This window comes from Pseudarthrobacter sulfonivorans (assembly GCF_014712225.1).
In the GTDB taxonomy this organism is placed as follows: domain Bacteria; phylum Actinomycetota; class Actinomycetes; order Actinomycetales; family Micrococcaceae; genus Arthrobacter; species Arthrobacter sulfonivorans.
Genome location: NZ_JACXBW010000002.1, coordinates 305,546 through 322,265, shown reverse-complemented (window position 1 = coordinate 322,265; position 16,720 = coordinate 305,546). Strand labels below are relative to the sequence as shown.

16 protein-coding genes are annotated in these 16,720 nt (G+C 65.6%); 10 read left to right on the top strand and 6 right to left on the bottom strand.

What is annotated here, in order from left to right; genetic code table 11:
• Window positions 1-117 precede the first annotated feature (117 nt).
• Window positions 118-1,632 (top strand): MFS transporter, encoded by a 1,515-nt coding sequence (locus IAQ70_RS03795; RefSeq protein ID WP_190987982.1) that lies wholly within the window; start codon window positions 118-120, stop codon window positions 1,630-1,632.
• A 135-nt stretch (window positions 1,633-1,767) separates the two neighbouring features.
• Here IAQ70_RS03795 and IAQ70_RS03790 read toward each other — a convergent pair whose 3' ends face one another.
• The 5 genes from IAQ70_RS03790 to IAQ70_RS03770 form a co-directional block, all read right to left on the bottom strand.
• Window positions 1,768-2,529 carry a short-chain dehydrogenase/reductase gene (locus IAQ70_RS03790; protein ID WP_190987981.1) on the bottom strand — a complete coding sequence of 254 codons (762 nt, stop codon included), beginning with the start codon at window positions 2,527-2,529 and terminating at the stop codon, window positions 1,768-1,770.
• A gap of 83 nt (window positions 2,530-2,612) precedes the next feature.
• Window positions 2,613-3,635 (bottom strand): LLM class flavin-dependent oxidoreductase, encoded by a 1,023-nt coding sequence (locus IAQ70_RS03785; protein WP_190987980.1) that lies wholly within the window; start codon window positions 3,633-3,635, stop codon window positions 2,613-2,615.
• 16 nt (window positions 3,636-3,651) lie between these two features.
• Window positions 3,652-4,119: a MarR family winged helix-turn-helix transcriptional regulator gene (locus tag IAQ70_RS03780; protein ID WP_317983567.1), complete on the bottom strand. Its 468-nt coding sequence runs from the start codon at window positions 4,117-4,119 to the stop codon at window positions 3,652-3,654.
• A gap of 104 nt (window positions 4,120-4,223) precedes the next feature.
• A complete protein-coding gene (locus IAQ70_RS03775) occupies window positions 4,224-4,790 on the bottom strand; it encodes an NADPH-dependent FMN reductase (RefSeq protein ID WP_407682558.1) in 567 nt (188 codons plus the stop codon).
• Between the two features lie 243 nt (window positions 4,791-5,033).
• Window positions 5,034-6,401 (bottom strand): APC family permease, encoded by a 1,368-nt coding sequence (locus IAQ70_RS03770; protein ID WP_190987978.1) that lies wholly within the window; start codon window positions 6,399-6,401, stop codon window positions 5,034-5,036.
• A 71-nt stretch (window positions 6,402-6,472) separates the two neighbouring features.
• Here IAQ70_RS03770 and IAQ70_RS03765 point away from each other — a divergent pair, with 71 nt between their 5' ends.
• Entirely contained in the window at window positions 6,473-6,925 is a 453-nt protein-coding gene (locus IAQ70_RS03765) for an OsmC family protein (RefSeq protein ID WP_190987977.1), read from the top strand.
• 316 nt (window positions 6,926-7,241) lie between these two features.
• A complete protein-coding gene (locus IAQ70_RS03760) occupies window positions 7,242-8,315 on the top strand; it encodes a methyltransferase (RefSeq protein WP_190988093.1) in 1,074 nt (357 codons plus the stop codon).
• 93 nt (window positions 8,316-8,408) lie between these two features.
• On the opposite strand, the gene IAQ70_RS03755 is transcribed toward IAQ70_RS03760, so the two are convergent.
• Entirely contained in the window at window positions 8,409-9,161 is a 753-nt protein-coding gene (locus tag IAQ70_RS03755) for an ArsR/SmtB family transcription factor (RefSeq protein ID WP_190987976.1), read from the bottom strand.
• A gap of 106 nt (window positions 9,162-9,267) precedes the next feature.
• On the opposite strand from IAQ70_RS03755, the gene IAQ70_RS03750 reads away from it, so the two are divergent.
• The 7 genes from IAQ70_RS03750 (at window position 9,268) to IAQ70_RS03720 (ending at window position 16,719) form a co-directional block, all read left to right on the top strand.
• The gene (locus IAQ70_RS03750; RefSeq protein WP_190987975.1) at window positions 9,268-9,882 is read left to right on the top strand and encodes an SOUL family heme-binding protein; all 615 of its coding nucleotides are present in this window, start codon (window positions 9,268-9,270) and stop codon (window positions 9,880-9,882) included.
• Window positions 9,883-9,909: 27 nt separating this feature from the next.
• Window positions 9,910-10,416: a GNAT family N-acetyltransferase gene (locus tag IAQ70_RS03745; protein WP_190987974.1), complete on the top strand. Its 507-nt coding sequence runs from the start codon at window positions 9,910-9,912 to the stop codon at window positions 10,414-10,416.
• A 60-nt stretch (window positions 10,417-10,476) separates the two neighbouring features.
• A complete protein-coding gene (locus tag IAQ70_RS03740) occupies window positions 10,477-11,472 on the top strand; it encodes a prenyltransferase/squalene oxidase repeat-containing protein (protein ID WP_190987973.1) in 996 nt (331 codons plus the stop codon).
• A 138-nt stretch (window positions 11,473-11,610) separates the two neighbouring features.
• Window positions 11,611-13,002, top strand: coding sequence for an OFA family MFS transporter (locus tag IAQ70_RS03735; RefSeq protein WP_190987972.1), 1,392 nt, complete (start codon window positions 11,611-11,613; stop codon window positions 13,000-13,002).
• 1 nt (window position 13,003) lies between these two features.
• Complete coding sequence (locus IAQ70_RS03730) at window positions 13,004-13,147, top strand: MFS transporter small subunit (protein WP_190987971.1); 144 nt, start codon at window positions 13,004-13,006, stop codon at window positions 13,145-13,147.
• Window positions 13,148-13,387: 240 nt separating this feature from the next.
• The gene (locus IAQ70_RS03725) at window positions 13,388-15,268 is read left to right on the top strand and encodes a beta-glucoside-specific PTS transporter subunit IIABC (protein WP_190987970.1); all 1,881 of its coding nucleotides are present in this window, start codon (window positions 13,388-13,390) and stop codon (window positions 15,266-15,268) included.
• Entirely contained in the window at window positions 15,268-16,719 is a 1,452-nt protein-coding gene (locus tag IAQ70_RS03720) for a glycoside hydrolase family 1 protein (RefSeq protein ID WP_190987969.1), read from the top strand. The genes IAQ70_RS03725 and IAQ70_RS03720 overlap by 1 nt, the downstream gene beginning before the upstream one ends.
• Window position 16,720: the final 1 nt, after the last annotated feature.

Below are 16,720 nucleotides of genomic sequence, written 5' to 3'. Positions count from 1 at the left end.
GCTGTGCCCGGGCGCCGGTGCCAAAATGGTCGGAGTAGCACAAATGACCTCCATCGGAGGAACCAAAGTGTCTGTGTGCCAGCTGATGGGCCACTTCCGTTTGGCGGTGGGGCAAGCATGACCCAGCAACCACTCAAAAAACGCCGGCTCCGTGTTTCAGACGTCAATGTTGTTAACCACCGGACCCTCAGGAAAGCGCTCGGCGGGACGATCGTGGGCAACACCATGGAATGGTACGACGTGGGGGTGTTCGGTTATCTGATCACCACCATGGGGCCCGTGTTCCTGCCCGAAGCAGACAAAGCCGTGCAGAACCTCTTCCTGCTGGGAACCTTCGGAGCAACGTTTATCGCCCGCCCCCTGGGCGGTGTCTTTTTCGGCTGGCTAGGCGACAAGATCGGCCGCCAGAAGGTCCTGGCCATGACCCTGATGCTCATGGCCGCGGCGACCTTCGCCGTCGGTCTGCTCCCGGGGTACACGGTGCTGGGCATCTGGGCCGCCGTGCTGCTGGTGGTCACCAAGCTGGTGCAGGGCTTTTCCACCGGCGGAGAGTACGCCGGCGCCACGACCTTCGTCTGTGAACACTCCCCGGACCACCGCCGCGGCTTTTTCGCCAGCTTCCTGGACATGGGCAGCTACCTGGGCTTTGCCCTGGGTGCCGGTCTGGTGTCGGTCCTCCAGTTGACCCTGGGCCAGGCCGGGATGGAGGCCTGGGGCTGGCGCATTCCGTTCCTGATCGCCGGGCCCCTCGGCATCATCGCCATCTATTTCCGGATGAAAATCGAGGAATCGCCCGCGTTTCAGGCAACACTCGAGGCGGAGGCACAAATCGCCAGGCACCCCGAAACGGGAGAGGTGCTCGGCCCCATGGGCCCGGTGGCTATTTTCAAGGCCTACTGGCAGAGGATAGTGCTGGCCATGATCCTCGTGGCCGCGGCCAATACTGTGGGCTACGCCCTCACGTCGTACATGCCCACCTATCTGACCACCAACAAGGGATACGACGAGATCCACGGAACCCTCCTGACCATCCCGGTCCTGGTGGTCATGTCCCTGTGCATTCCACTGACCGGTCATCTCTCGGACCGCATTGGCCGGCGCCCCGTGCTGTGGATCGGTGCCACCAGCACGGTGGTTCTGTCGCTCCCCGCGTTCATTCTGATCTCCATCGGAACCATCCCGGCCACCATCACCGGACTGGCCCTGGTGGCCTTCCCTGTCACGTTCTACGTTGCCAATCTCGCCTCGGCGCTGCCGGCACTGTTCCCCACGGCCCACCGCTACGGTGCCATGGGCATCACCTACAACTTCGCCGTGGCCATTTTCGGCGGCACCACCCCGTTCATTATTGCGAGCCTGATCCAGCTGACGGGCAACGACCTGATGCCCGCGTACTACCTCATGGCCACCTCGGCGATCGCCGCCGTCACCATCTACTTCCTGCCCGAATCCGCGCGGAAGCACCTGCCCGGGTCCATGCCCAGCGTGGACTCGGAGGAAGCCGCCCGCGAACTCGTGGCAACCCAGGACGATAACCCCATGCTGGACATGGCCACGCTGCCCTTCGGCACCGGCTATGAGGCCGCCAAGGCGGCGCACTCGGAACCCGAACGCAGGGCGGGGGAGCGGTGAGGCGTGCACCTGTAGCCTGACAATGTCCTCTGCCGTAGCCTTGGACGTCGTCGAATCGCCGCTGAAATCGTCAGTCTCCGATCGACCCCCCAATCTCTGTGGCGGCTTTTTTGTCCGGCCCGTCCGGAGCTTTCGCTAGGCGGGGCCGCCGTCGATGGTCAGGATGGTTCCGTTGGTGTAGCCGGACCGGGAGGATGCCAGGAACGCGACGGCGCTGGCGATTTCCCCAGGGGTGGCGGACCGTCCGTAGGGCAGTGCCGCGTTGAGTTCCGCCCACCGGTTCTCGTCACCGAAGTCCGCCTGGGCCCTGTTCCGGAGCATCGTTTCATTCCGGGCCGTGGACACGGGCCCGGGATTGATGCCGACCACCCGCATCCGGTCCCCGGCGGCTGACTTTCCGAGGGCGCGGGTGAAGGCCATGAGGCCCGCGTTGCCCGCAGCCCCGGCGATGTAGCCCGGGTTGAAGGACTCGCCGCCGGCGCCGATGATGTTCACGACGACGCCCTGCCGCGCCTTGAGGTTTGCGTACAGGGAGCGGGTCAGGTTGATATAGCCGAAGACCTTGAGGTCCCAGGCGTCCCGCCACTGGCGGTCGTCAATCTCCTGCAGGGTTCCGGGCGGAATGGCGCCGGCATTGTTCACGAGCACGTCGATGCCGTCCACGCTGGCGGCCACACGTTCCACTTCGACAGTCGAGGACAGGTCTGCAGCCACGACACTGACAGAGACGCCGTGCTGTGAGCGGATGGTCTCGGCGAGGTCGTTCAGGCGATGGGCGTCGCGGCTGACCAGGACAAGGTTGCAGCCCTCCTCCGCCAGCACCAGGGCTGTTTCCCGGCCGATCCCCTGTGAAGCGCCGGTGATCAGGGCTGTCTTTCCCTGCAGGTGTAGATCCATCGTGTGCGTGGTTCCTCTGGTTGGTGGTTGGCGCCTGTGGCGGGGGAGTACGACGGCGGCTGCCGCGGCGCCTCGGGCCGCGGTCAGCGCCAGCCGAGCTGTGGCGCCACATGCTTCAGGATCGACTCGATGACGTGGGCGTTGTAGTCGACGCCGAGCTGGTTCGGGACCGTGAGCAGCAGGGTGTCTGCCGTGGCGATCGCCTCGTCCTCGGCCAGCTTCGCGGCCAGCTCGTCCGGGGCACCCGCGTAGGAGCGGCCAAAAACCGCGCGCGTTTTCTCGTCAATGTTGCCCACCTGGTCGGAGCTGTAGCGGTCGCGGCCGAAGTATTGCCAGTCGCGCTCGTCCGTCAGTGCGAAGATGCTGCGGCTGACCGAGACACGCGGCTCCCGCTCGTGCCCCGCCTCCTTCCAGGCCTGCCGGTACAGGTCGATCTGCTCAGCCTGCTGGACATGGAACGGCTTACCGCTCTCGTCATCCTTGAGCGTGGAGCTCTGCAGGTTCATGCCAAGCTTCGCCGCCCAGATGGCCGTGGCGTTTGAACCGGAACCCCACCAGATGCGATCGCGCAGGCCCTCTGAGTGCGGCTCCACGCGCAGCAGGCCCGGAGGGTTCGGGAACATCGGGCGGGGGTTCGGTGCCGCGAAACCCTCGCCGGTGAGCACCTCAAGCAGACGCTCGGTGTGCCTGCGGCCCATATCGGCGTCCGACTCGCCCTCGGCGGGGACAAAGCCGAAGTGGCGCCACCCGTCGATGACCTGCTCGGGTGAACCCCTGCTGATGCCCAGCTGCAGTCGGCCGCCCGAGATCAGGTCGGCCGCGCCGGCGTCCTCCGCCATGTAGAGCGGGTTCTCGTAGCGCATGTCGATCACGCCGGTACCGATCTCAATGCGGCTTGTGCGTGCTCCGATCGCAGCGAGCAGCGGGAACGGGGAGGCGTATTGCTGCGCGAAGTGGTGGACCCGGAAATAAGCACCGTCCGCACCCAGCTCCTCGGCGGCGACGGCGAGGTCGATCGCCTGCAGCAGCGCGTCAGACGCGTTGCGCGTGCCAGACTCCGGGTGGTCGGTCCAATGGCCGAAGGAAAGGAATCCGATGTTCTTCACACCGGAAACTGTAGTACTAGTCGCATTCGGGCTTAAGCGTGGCAATGATTTTCCGGCTCGCCGAAGCCAGGGCATCCTGTTCGTCGCGGGTGAGCCGATCGAAGAAGTGGGTGCGGACGAACTCCAAATGACCCGGGGCCGCCTGCTCTATGGCAGTCCGGCCGTCCGGGGTAATCTCCACGTCCAGGCCCCGGGCATCGGAGGAACAGTTCTTCCGTTCCAGCAGGCCCCTCGCTTCCATCCGCTTGAGCAGGTGGGACAGGCGGCTGCGGTCCCAGCCGAGGGACTTGCCCAGATCGCGGGCACGAACCACGCCGTCCGCGTGCTCCGAGAGTGGGACAAGTACCGCAAATTCGGCCCCGGAGAGCTGCGACTCCCGCACCAGCTGGCGGTCCATGGAGGCCACCAGCTGCTGCGACGCCTCAAGGAATCCGCGCCAGACTCCGGCCTCGCGCTCATCCAGCCATTGCGTGTTCTCCGTCACAACTTCTCCCGTTGATAGTTCAAGTTGGCGTCATATTGTTGAGCGTCAACATATCCGGTGACACCCCAACAGCGAGGTGAACTTGGCAGCAGTGCGGGGGTGTCTTAGCGGATGGTAGCGAAGCCTTTGGCCCACGAGACCAACTGGTCAACCATCGGGGCCAGGGTGCCGGCGTTCTGCTCGGTCGGCTTGAACTCGGAGAAGTTCTCGAAGTCATTGAACAGGGAGAACATCACCTGGTTGCGCACGTGGGCAACCTGGAGTTCAGAGAGGATCTCGCGCAAGTGCTCGACGGCGCGGGCGCCGCCCGCGGAGCCGTAGGACACGAAGCCCGCGGCCTTGTTGTTGAACTCAGCGTTCAGGTACGACAAGGCGTTGGTGAGCACCGGGCCTGCAGTGTGGTTGTACTCGTGCACCACGAAAATAAAGCCGTCGAACTCGCTGACCCGGGCCGACCAGGCCTTGGTGGCCGGGTTCTGGTAGTTCTGGTACGCGGCGGGATAGGCCTCGTCCAGCAGGGGAAGATTGAAGTCGGCAATGTCCACAAGCTCGACGTCTGCATCCGTGCGGTCCGCAACCTGGGCCAGAACCCACTCGGCGACGGACTTGTTCACGCTGCCCGGCCGGCTGGCGCCTGTGATGATGGCAATCTTGGGAAGGGCATTCTCCACCAGAGGATCGGCGGCCGCGGAAACCTCAGGGGCAACCACCAAGGGAGCGTTGGTGGCTGCGGCACTAACGCTCGGGGCTACCGACGCAGCGGAGTGACTCGCCTTGGATTTGCGGGAAAAAATTTTGAACCAGGACATGGCGCCTCACCGTTCGGGATGGTTGATGTTTCAATGATTCTAGAAGGTTTTTTGATGATGTGTCAACAAAACACCCTGACGTTCAGGAAGCAGCCCTCCGGTCCGTTAGGCACCGGATTCAGCGCCGGTCCGCCGCCGGTACATGATCGCGGCCACCCCGAGCCCCAGAACAAACCAAACAAGTCCCGCTGCCAGGGCAATGGGGGTGGCGGACGCCAGTACCACTACCAGCAAGGCTGCGCCGACGGCGGGAACTGCTCCATGAAGGAACCAGTTTCCAGGACCGGCGCCGAGCTTCTTGATTAGGAAGTAGCCGATCACCGACGCGTGCAGCAGGATGAACGCCGTCAGGGCCCCGACGTTGACGGCCGAGCTGAGGATGTCCAGGCCGTCGCCGCGGGTTGCCGCCCACACAGCCACAATGATGTTTCCGGACGCGGTGAGCATGATGCTGCGCACCGGCACCCCGGTCCGCACCGAGACTTTCGCCAGCCCGCCGGGTAGCCGGCGTTCGCGGGCCATGTCCATGATGATTCGGCTGCCCGCGCCTTGCCCCACCATGGCGGCGAACGCGGCGCCGGCCGCCTTGGACAGGGCCAGCAGCCAGTGCAGCCACGGCCCGATGCTGGTCCCGACGGCGTTGTAGTAGGCGGCGCCTTCGAGCCCGGGGTCGGCGGCAAGCTCCGCCGGGGTGGTGGGGGAGAGCAACGCGCCAACGTAGCTTTGCGCCACGAACAGGACGCCGGCGATGACCAGGCACAGCATCGTTGCCCGGCCAACCATCCGGACGCTGCCCTTGGCCTCCTCCGCGAAGGTGGCCAGCGCGTCGAAGCCAAGGAAGGACAGGACGGCCACGGAGACGGCCGCCAGCACGGCGGTGGTGGAGAATCCGCCCACTCCCGTGAAGGGGCTCGGCCAAGGCCGCGTGGCGCCGTGGGTCGCCAGGACCCAGGCGCCGCAAACCAGCACCACCAACAAGACCAGCACCTCCAAGAGGACGACGCCGGTGATCACCCTGGACGCGAGCTGCACCCCCGCGAGGTTGAGGGCGGTCGTGGCCAGGACCGCGGCCGCCACGAACGCCCAGATGGGGACGGCCGGGAACAAAGAGTTGAGGGCGATCCCCGTGAACATGTAGGCGACGGAGGGAATGAGCAGGTAGTCCAGCAGGATCATCCAGCCGGACACGTAGCCGGCCCGCGGGCCGATGCCCTTTCCCGCGTACGCAAATACCGAACCGGCCCGCGGCACCTCCCGGGACATGCGCATATAGCTGAGAGCGGTGAACGCCATGACCAGGGTGGCAACGACGTAGACCGTTGCGACGGCGCCCGACGATTTGGCATCCAGGGTGCCGAAGATCCCCACAGCGGCGGCGGGCCCGATGAAGACCAGCCCGAAGAAGATGAGCTGGCCCAGTGTGATGCTGCGCCGCAGTTTTCCCGTGCCCGGGGCCGATGCCTGCACGTCCATGGGGATCATTCTGCACCCCGCCGGCACACAGCGCACGGAAGCGCCGTGCCTGCCGGTGGCATCATGGTCCAATGAGTGAAAACGACAACCCCACGCTGCGTTCCGTCGAGCTGACCCGGACGGCCACGGCCCGTTACGTGGTGCGCAATGCTGCCGGCGCAGAACTTGAATTCGGCCACGGTGAAGGGCTGCTGAGCCCTGTAGAGCTGCTGCTGGCGGCGATCGCCGGATGTTCGGCCATCGACGTGGACACGGTGACGGCACGGAGCGCCGAGCCCACGCGGTTCCAGGTCTCGGCAACCGGCCACAAAGTGGTGGAGGACGGCGCCAACCGGTTGGACGGGCTGCATCTGTCCTTCAACCTGGCATTTCCCGACACGGCGGAGGGGCAGAAGGCCGCCGGCATCGTGGAACGGCTGGTGGACCTCTCCCACGAGAAGTACTGCACGGTGTCACGGACAGTGGAGCACGGCACTGCCGTCTCGCACGAGGTCCACGTCGCGGTCGGTGACACAGAGGGCTGACGGGCCCCCGGACGGACTCCGGAATCGGATCCCTACCCCTGTATCCTGACAAGGTAGGTTCAAGGGCTCCAGCGGCATCGACCAAGCTCGGTTCGCGCCGGATGACGGGCTGGAATCCTGGGCCGTAGCCTTGGCCGTCGTCGAATCGCCGCCGCAATCGTCAGTCTCCGATCGGCCCCCAATCTCTTGGAATGGATCCCTTATCAGTACTGACACGCCAGTTCCCGCGGGAATCCCGACGCCGGTCCTCAAACCCTCGCGCACAGCTGCGGTGGACGGGCCCGCCGTCGTGACCTGGGTCCAGGCCGGTGAGAGCATGGCCGCGCGCTGGCGTTCGGCGAACGGCAGGCCGGCGCCGACGCGCGTGGAGGTGGTCGACGACTCCCTCACGGCTGATGATGCGAACCGGATGGCGTCACAGGGGATCGCGATGCTCTGGCACGGTGACTTCCACAACGCACGGCAGATCCTCAACGCCCTGGACCGGCGGCTGGGTGCCGGAAAGAAGAGCGCAGGAACTCCGGCCGATCAGTTCTACCGGCACCGCCAGTCCCGCTCGCACCGTGCACGCATCCTCGGCCTGGTACTGATTCCTCTTGATCCGGGCCCGGTGGTGCCGCTGCGCCGCGCACCGGATATCCGGGAGGCCGCCGCTGAAGCATACGGTGACATCGGCGAATCGTCGGTGGTGTCCCTGCATGAGCTTGTCGGGGCCATTGGCGCCCACGAGTGGCGGCGGAACGGCGTCTACGTCGATGCCCTGCAGGCCCGCATCCACCCGCACTATGGCACGTTCTTCCCCACCCGGAGCGAGTATGTGGATCTTGTGGCCGCCGCTGCGCTGCCCTCTGACACGCTGGCGTTCGACGTCGGGACCGGCACCGGGGTGCTCGCTGCCGTCCTGGCACGCCGTGGCGTCCGCCGCGTGGTCGCGACGGACAACGAACCGCGTGCCATCGCCTGCGCCGCGGAGAATTTCCGGAACCTCGGTGTCCAGGACCGTGCCGAGGCCGTCCTGACCGACATGTTCCCGCCCGGACGGGCACCGCTTATCGTGTGCAACCCGCCCTGGATTCCGGCCACGCCGCACTCCAGCCTGGACAGCGCCGTCTACGACCCCGGGAGCAGGATGCTGTTCCGCTTCCTGACCGAACTCCCCGACCATCTGGAGCCGGGCGGTGAGGGCTGGCTTGTCCTCTCCGACCTGGCCGAGCACCTTGGCCTGCGGTCGCGTGAGGATCTGCTGGCCGCCATCGAGGCGGCCGGGCTGAAGGTAATGGAACGGCTCGACACCAAGCCCACGCATCCGAAGGCGTCGGACCGCAACGATCCTCTGTTCGGGGCGCGCGCGGCCGAGGTCACGTCCCTGTGGCGGCTGGTTCCCCGGTAGTCCGGGGCAATAGGGCGTGGCCGAAGGGCACTTGACGAGCACCCGCGCAGGGCAGTACGACGGCGGCACTCGGGTTGGGTGCCGCACCTCGCCCTAGGTGTACATGAGGGAGCCGGGGGTGGTGAGCTTCTCGCCCGTTTCCAGCCAGGTCTTCAGGCCGGAGAGGATCATGGGCCAGCCGCCGTAGAGCTGTTCGTTGGCGCCTTCGCGGAGCTGGTCGTGGGTGACGGTGAGGTGGCAGGAGTCGCCCACCGGTTCAATCTCCCAGGTAATGCGGGAGGTGCCCTCAGCCTTGACGTCCTCGCCCCAGAGCGCGGTCATGGTCTGGACGAGCTTGCGCGGAGGGTCGACTTCGAGGTTTTCGCCTTCGCCCAGCAGCGCCCCGGCTTTGGGGTTGCCCATCTCGAACCGCCCGCCCGGGGTCCAGTCGGATTCGATGGAGTTTCCGAACTGGTATTTGCTGCGGATCTCGCTGTCGGTGATGGCTTCCCAGAGCCGTTCCGGGGTGGTCTTGATGTAGATTTCGAAGATCTTTTCCATGGGACTTTCCAATCTGGTTTTGAGGTCGCTGAGGCCAGCGGCCCATGGTTCGGCGTATTTGCTCACCCAGCGGTCGTGGATCAGCCGGATGGGCACCGGATTCAGGAAGTGGAGTTTCTCGCGGCCCCGACGGCGGGTCACCACCAGGCCGGCATCCTCGAGCAGCTTGAGGTGCTTCATGACCCCGTAGCGTGTCATCTCGAAGCGGGCCTCGAGTGCATGGAGGGTCTGCCCGTCCTCCCGGAACAGCTCATCGAGCAGGTCCCGGCGGGTGGGGTCTGCGAGGGCCTTGAATACGGCGTCCACACCTCCAGAATAGGTGACTAATTAGTCACATGTCTAGGGGTCTTTCGAAGCGAAAGAGGTGCGGGTCTCTGGCCGCCCGCGCCGGACGGGCGTAGGGTCTGAAGCCATGACGGAACAGCAGCCCTACGAGTTGGTTCACAGTTATCCGCACTTCGAGTTGCGCCGTTATCCCGGGCACGTGGTCGCCGAGGTGCACGTCAATGCGATGTTTAACCGGGCCGGCTACGCCGCCTTCCGGCATCTGTTTAACTACATCAGCGGCAGCAACACCGCCCGGCAGAAGCTGGCGATGACTGCTCCAGTCATCCAGGAAAGTGGACCTTCAGAAAAGCTGGCGATGACCGCGCCGGTGGTCCAGAGCGGCCCGTTGCCGGGCAGCGATGCGCCGGCTGAGTTTGTGATCGCCTTTGTGCTCCCCGCCGGCACGACGGCGGAAACTGCTCCTGTTCCGACCAACCCGGACGTCGGGATCCGGGCAGTTCCGGGTTCGCTTGCCGCCGTCGTCCGCTTCTCGGGCAGCGGCACCGGGGCGGCCTTTGCACGCCGAAACGAAGGGCTCCAGGCGGCGCTCAAGATCGTAGGGCTGACGGCCGTGGGGCCGCCACGGTTTGCCCGTTTTGACCCGCCGTTCAAGCCGTGGTTCCTGCGGCACAACGAGGTCATCCAGGACGTGGAGGAACCATCCAAGGTTCCGGAAACGCCCGGCGCAACACCTGCCTAGGTGGCACCGAAAGCTTAGGCTGACCGGATGGATTATCAGCTGCGTCAGGCCACGCCCGAGGACGCGATGGCCGTGGTGCTCTTTCATACAATCGCCCACGAAGAGAGCTACGGGCACTTGCTCTCCCCGGAGTTCTTCCGCGGCCGAAGGGCCAGCATCCCCGAACGCGTGGAACGGCGGCGTCCCCACCTCGCAGCTGCCGACCCGCGGATCATTGCCGTGGACGGCAACAGCCACATTGTGGGATTGGCGGACGCCGGCCCGGGCCGGGATGATCCCGGGCCCGAGGAGCTGGAACTCTATTCGATCTTTACGCTCCGGCACACCCACGGAACGGGACTCGGCGCGGCACTGATGAGTGCCGCCGTCGGCGATTCACCCGCCTATCTGTGGGTGCTCCATGACAATCCCCGGGCGCAGGCGTTCTACCGCAAGCACGGCTTCCGCCCTGATGGGGCGAGGAGCCTGCTGCCGCCGGAGTGGGAAGAACTGCCGCAGCTCCGGATGGTCCGGCCAGCCCGGAGCCCGCGCTAGGCGGGGCCGCCGTCGATCGTCAGGATGGTTCGGGGCCAGCCCCGTGCTAGTCTCCCCGCTATGGCCGTGGATCCCGCCCTTCTCGACTGGATGCTTGACTCCGACCCCGCGCTGCGCTGGCAGGTCCAGCGCGACCTTGCCGGCGAGCCGCCGGAGGTCTGGGAGGCGACGCGTGCCCGCGTTGCCACCGAGGGGTTCGGAGCCCGGTTGCTCGCACTGCAGGACCCCGACGGCCAGTGGGCAGGCGGGGCGTACTTCCCCAAGGACTTCGATTTCGAGGGCCCGGAAGTCGCGGACGGCGCAGGCCAGCCGTACACCGCCACCACCTGGTCCCTAAATGCCCTCCGCGACTGGGGACTGGACGCCGCCGCCCTCACCGGGACCGCCGGGCTCCTCGCCGCGAACAGCCGCTGGGAGTATGAGGACCTGCCCTACTGGGGCGGCGAGGTGGACTGCTGCATCAACGCCTTCACGCTGGCCAACGGGGTGTGGCTGGGAGCGGAGGTGACCGGCCTCGCGCAGTGGTTCCTGGACCATCAGTTGGCCGACGGCGGCTGGAACTGTGAGTGGGTGGAGGGGTCCGGCCGTTCTTCGTTCCATTCCACGCTCAACGTGCTGAACGGACTGCTCTACTACGAGGCCGCCACCGGTGGCAGCAGTGAGCTGCGTGCCGCCCGGACCTCCGGCGAGGAGTACCTGCTGCGGCGCCAGTTGCTGTACACGCTGTCGACGGGGGAGCTCGTGGGCCCGTGGGTGGCCCGGTTTGTGTACCCGTTCCGCTGGTTCTACAGCGCGCTCAACGCGGCGGACTACTTCCGGGCCGCGGCACTGCACGACGGCGGCGCCCCGGATCCGCGGCTGGCAGCGGCTATCGCGGTGGTGCAGTCCGGCCGGGAGGCGGACGGGAGGTGGCTGCAGGAGCGGCGCCACCCCGGCCGTGTCTGGTTCGAAGTGGATGCTGCCCCCGGTGAACCGTCCAGGTGGCTCACCTTCCACGGGACCCGGGTGCTGGACTGGTGGGACAGCGCCGTGCCGCAAAGCGACCGTTTGCCGTGAATCTGCCGCCGCTCACCGCATGAATCGTACGTTTGCTTAGTATTTGCATCATGATTGCCGGAGGCGTTCGCCCGTCAAGGGTTTTCCGCCTCCAGATCGCTGGACACCGATGTCTTCGAACAGGCAAGAGGAGCAAATATGGGCTGGCTGGACCGTGAACGAACTGTTGCCCCGCCGGGATTCAATCGCTGGCTGGTGCCGCCCGCGGCGCTCGCCGTCCACCTCTGCATCGGCCAGGCCTACGCCACGAGCGTCTACAAGACGGCCCTGGTCAAGCATTTTGGGGCCAGCCTGACCGAGATTGGTGTGATCTTCTCCATCGCCATTGTGATGCTGGGCCTCTCGGCCGCGATCATGGGCACCTGGGTGGACACGAACGGCCCGCGCAAAGCAATGTTCACCTCTGCCGTGTTCTGGGCCAGCGGCTTCCTCATCGGCTCGCTCGGCATCTTCACCAGCCAGCTGTGGCTGGTGTACCTCGGCTACGGCTTTGTGGGTGGCATCGGCCTGGGCATCGGCTACATCTCGCCGGTGTCCACCCTGATCAAGTGGTTCCCGGACCGGCCGGGCCTGGCCACCGGTATGGCCATCATGGGCTTCGGCGGCGGCGCGCTCATCGCCAGCCCCGTCTCCACCGCGCTGCTGAAGATGTACGATCCCAACTCCGGTGCCCAGGGCTGGGTGGCCAGCGGCGATGCGGTGGGGAAGCTCTTCCTGACCCTCGCCGTCGTCTACCTCGTGTACATGCTCTTCGGTGCCTTCACCATCCGGGTCCCGGCCGAGGGCTGGAAGCCCGCGGGGTTCGATCCCGCCAAGGTCAAGACTGCCCCGCTGGTCACCACGGACAACGTCTCCGCCAAAAACGCCATCAAAACCAGGCAGTTCTGGCTTGTCTGGATCGCCCTCTTCTGCAACGTCACCGCCGGCATCGGCATCCTGGAGCAGGCCGCGCCGATGATCCAGGACTTCTTCCGCCAGTCCGACGGCGTGTCCCTGGTCAGTGCCGCCGTCGCCTCCGGCTTCGTGGGGCTGCTTTCGATCGGCAATATGTCCGGCCGCTTCGCCTGGTCCGCCACCTCCGACGTCACCGGCCGCAAGCGTATCTACATGGTGTACCTCGGCGTCGGCGCGGTGCTCTATACGGTGCTGGCACTGGCCGGTTCCACCACAACGTTCCTGTACGTGGCGCTGGCGTTCATCATCATCTCCTTCTACGGCGGCGGCTTCGCCACGGTCCCGGCCTACCTGCGGGACCTCTTCGGGACCTTCCAGGTGGGCGCCATCCACGGCCGGCTCCTGACCGCCTGGTCTGCTGCCGGTATCGCCGGGCCGCTGATCGTCAACGCCTTCCTGGACGCCCAAGGCAAACCCGGGCAGCTGGACGCCGCGTCCTACCAGCCGGCGCTGTTGACTATGGTGGGGCTGCTGGTGGTCGGCTTCGTGGCCAACCTGCTGGTCAAGCCGGTCGAGGCACGATTCCACGAACCCCGCCCCGAACGCGGTCGGTACGAACCTGCCATGGAGGCCTGAGATGAGCACAGCACACACCCCCGGCGCGCACGCGCCTGTGAAAGCGTCCACCGGAAGACTGGCCGTGGCCTGGGCCCTCGTCGGCGTGCCGCTGGCCTACGGGGTCTACGAAACCCTGACGCGGGTGGTGGCGCTGTTCGGCTGAGCCGCGTGGCCCAAAGTGCGGCCGGCCGCCGTCGTAATTCACGACGGCGGCCGGCCGATCTAGGTGAGTCTCGCCGTCGGCTTGACGCTGTTGCAGCAATGCCGCTACCCTTCCTGAAGGACATGTGACTGGTAGTGCAGGCAGGATCCGACTCAAAGCTCGTAGAGCAGAGTCGGGTCCTTTTTTTGTGCCCGGAAGCGCATCGGAGCGTGTTTGTCCCTTGAATCCAAAGGAGGATCCATGAGTACTCAGGAGAACGCGAAGGCGATCCTGGAACACGTTGGCGGGGCCGGTAACGTGTCGAAGCTGCAGCATTGCTCGACCCGGCTGAGGTTCGCCCTGGCGGACGACAGCAAGGCGGACGAGGCAGCCCTGAAAGCTATCCCCGGCGTGATCGGCGTCGTCAAGGGGCCGCAGACGCAGGTCATCGTCGGCAGCAAAGTTGCTGAGGTGTTCGATGCCGTCGAGAAGCTGCGCGGCGGCCAAACGGGAACAGGCGCTCCGCAGGAACGCCGTCCCCTGTCGTGGAAGCACGCCGGATCCACCGTGATGGACTTCATCGTCAGCGTCTTCACTCCGATCATTCCGGCCATCGCCGGTGCGGGCATCTTCAAATCCCTGCTGGTCCTTGCCGCCGCCGTGGGCTGGATGAGCCCAACCAGCGATGACTTCAAGGTCCTCTCGGCCATCCCCGACGCCATCTTCGGTTTCCTCCCGCTGCTGGTCGCATACACAACAGCGAAAAAGCTCGATGTGAACCGGCCGCTCGCCCTCGGCATCGTGGGCGTCCTGGTCTTTCCCGCCTTCACGGCCCTTGCCACGCGGGAAGGTGGCGTGGACCTCTTTGGACTCGCCGTTCCGGCAGTGCCCTACAACGCACAGGTCTTCCCGTCCATCCTGGCGGTCCTGCTGCTGAGCGTCGTGGAGCGCTTCTTCACCCGGATCACTCCGGGCCCCATCCGGGTGTTCTTCGTTTCCCTGATGTGCATCATCATCGTGGTTCCGGCCACCATTTTCCTGCTGGGGCCCCTGGGCTACCAGCTGGGCGTCCTGCTGACCGCTGCCCTGATCGCCTTGTACGGCACCTTTGGCTGGGTGGCCGTGATGCTGCTCGCCGGCGTCCTCCCGCTGATCATCTCCGTCGGCATGCACAAGGCCTTCATCCCGCCGACCATCGCCACAATGGCCAGTGCCGGCAAGGAATCCTTCTACCTGGTCGCGTCCTTGGCCCATAACCTCAGTGAGGCAGGCGCCACCTTCGCAGTTGCCCTCCGGACGAAAAGCACCACGCTTCGCGCCACGGCCCTTTCTGCCGGCGTCTCCGCGCTCTTCGGCATCACCGAGCCCGCGCTCTACGGTGTCACGCTGCAGAACCGCAAGGTCCTGATCTCCGTCATCATCGGCAGCATGTCAGCGGGTGCCTACCTCGGGCTCACCCAGGTCTCCGGCTTCGCGGTGGTCGGCCCGGGCGTGGGCAGCATCTCGATGTTCGTTGAGGCTGCCAACCCCTGGAACTTCATCAATGCTTTGATCGGCCTGGGTATCGCACTGATCGTGTCCTTCACCCTCGCCGCGATCCTCTGGCGCGACTCCGATTCCGGAACGCTCCGTGTGCTCGGCGACAGCCACGCCGTCAAAGAACCCGCTGAAGGTTCCGGGCACCTGGCCAGCCCCATGACGGGCGTCATCGTGCCGCTCGCGGACGTTGATGACTCCGTTTTCTCGGCCGGCATCATCGGGGAGGGCGTGGCGATCCGTCCCACCGACGGCACCGTCCGTTCCCCGATCGCCGGAACCGTGACGGTGCTGATGGACTCCAAGCACGCCATCGGCATCCGCGGTGATGACGGCGTCGAAATCCTCATCCACGTTGGCATCGACACCGTCCAGCTGGACGGGGCACCGTTCACCGCCCACATCGCCGTAGGGGACCGCGTGGACGTGGGGACGCTGCTGCTCGATGTCGACCTGGAGGCAATCACCACCGCCGGCTACGACACCACCACCCCGGTCCTCATTGTGAATTCGAAAGACTACAACGTCACCGTGGAGGACTCAGGCCGCGTGAAGGCCGGCCAGAAACTCCTGACAACCAAGGCTAAAGAGAAGGAGCTCGTCTGATGACGCTTCCCACAGGATTCCGATGGGGCGGCGCCCTTGCCGCCAACCAGGTCGAAGGCGCGTGGCGCGAGGGCGGCCGCGGACCGGCTGTCTCGGACGTGTCCTCCTACAAGCCGAACGCCGACCCCCGGGAGTACGCGCTCCACCACGCCTACACCGTTGCCGGCATCAAGGCGGCGCTGGAGGATGACGACGTCGAGTACTACCCCAAGCGCCGGGGCATCGACTTCTACCACCGCTACCCCGGAGACCTTGCGCTGTTCGCCGAGATGGGATTCACCACCCTGCGGGTGTCCATCGCGTGGACCAGGCTGTACCCCACCGGCGAAGAACTCGAGCCCCTCGAAGAAGGCATCGCCTACTACGAAGCACTGTTCACGGAGATGCGCCGGCTGAACATCGAGCCCCTCGTGACGCTCTCGCACTACGACCCGCCCATGGCCCTGGCACTTAAGCACAACGGCTGGGTGGAGCGCCGCACCATTGAACTGTTCGAACGGTTCGCGAAGACCTGCTTCGAACGCTTCGGCCACCTCGTTAAGATGTGGCTGACTTTCAACGAGATCGACGGAATCATCCGGCACCCGTTCACCTCGGGCGGCATCATCGAAGAGCTCGTTGAGGGTGACCTGGAGCAGGCGTGCTACACAGCGCTGCATCACCAGTTCGTGGCCTCCGCATCAGTGACCCGGATGCTGCGGGAGATCTCCCCGGATGCGCAGATGGGGTGCATGCTCACGATGCTCACCACGTATCCGAATACGTGCCACCCGGACGACGTCGCGGCCACCCAGGCCAAGGAACGGCTGCTGTACCTGTGCACAGACGTGCAGGCCGCCGGCGAATACCCGCGGCTGGCCCTCCGGGCGCTGGAGCAGCGTGGCGTGAAGATTCCGTTCGAGGAAGGCGACGTGGAGCTGCTCCGGGAACACCCGGTGGACTTCATCTCCTTCAGCTACTACATGTCCATGACCGAGTCGGTGCGGCCCGACGCCGAGCGGACCCCCGGAAACACTGTCCTCGGCGTCAAAAACCCCTTCCTGCCCTCCAGCGAGTGGGGCTGGCAGATCGACCCCGTCGGATTGCGGATCGCGCTCATTGACCTCTACGACCGGTACGGCAAACCGCTGTTCATCGTGGAGAACGGCCTCGGCATGCGCGACGAGCTCACCGAAGACCGCAAGATCCACGATCCTTACCGCATCGACTATTTCCGCGCGCACTTCGAGCAGATGATCCAGGCCGTGGAAGAGGGCGTGGACCTCAAGGGCTACGTGAGCTGGGCACCGATCGATTTGATCTCCGCCTCCAGCTCCCAGATCTCCAAGCGGTACGGTTTCATCTATGTGGATCAGGACGACCTTGGGCATGGAACCCAGGAACGGCTGCGGAAAGACTCCTTCTACTGGTACCAGAAGGTCATCGCGTCCAACGGCGCCGACCTTGCCTGAT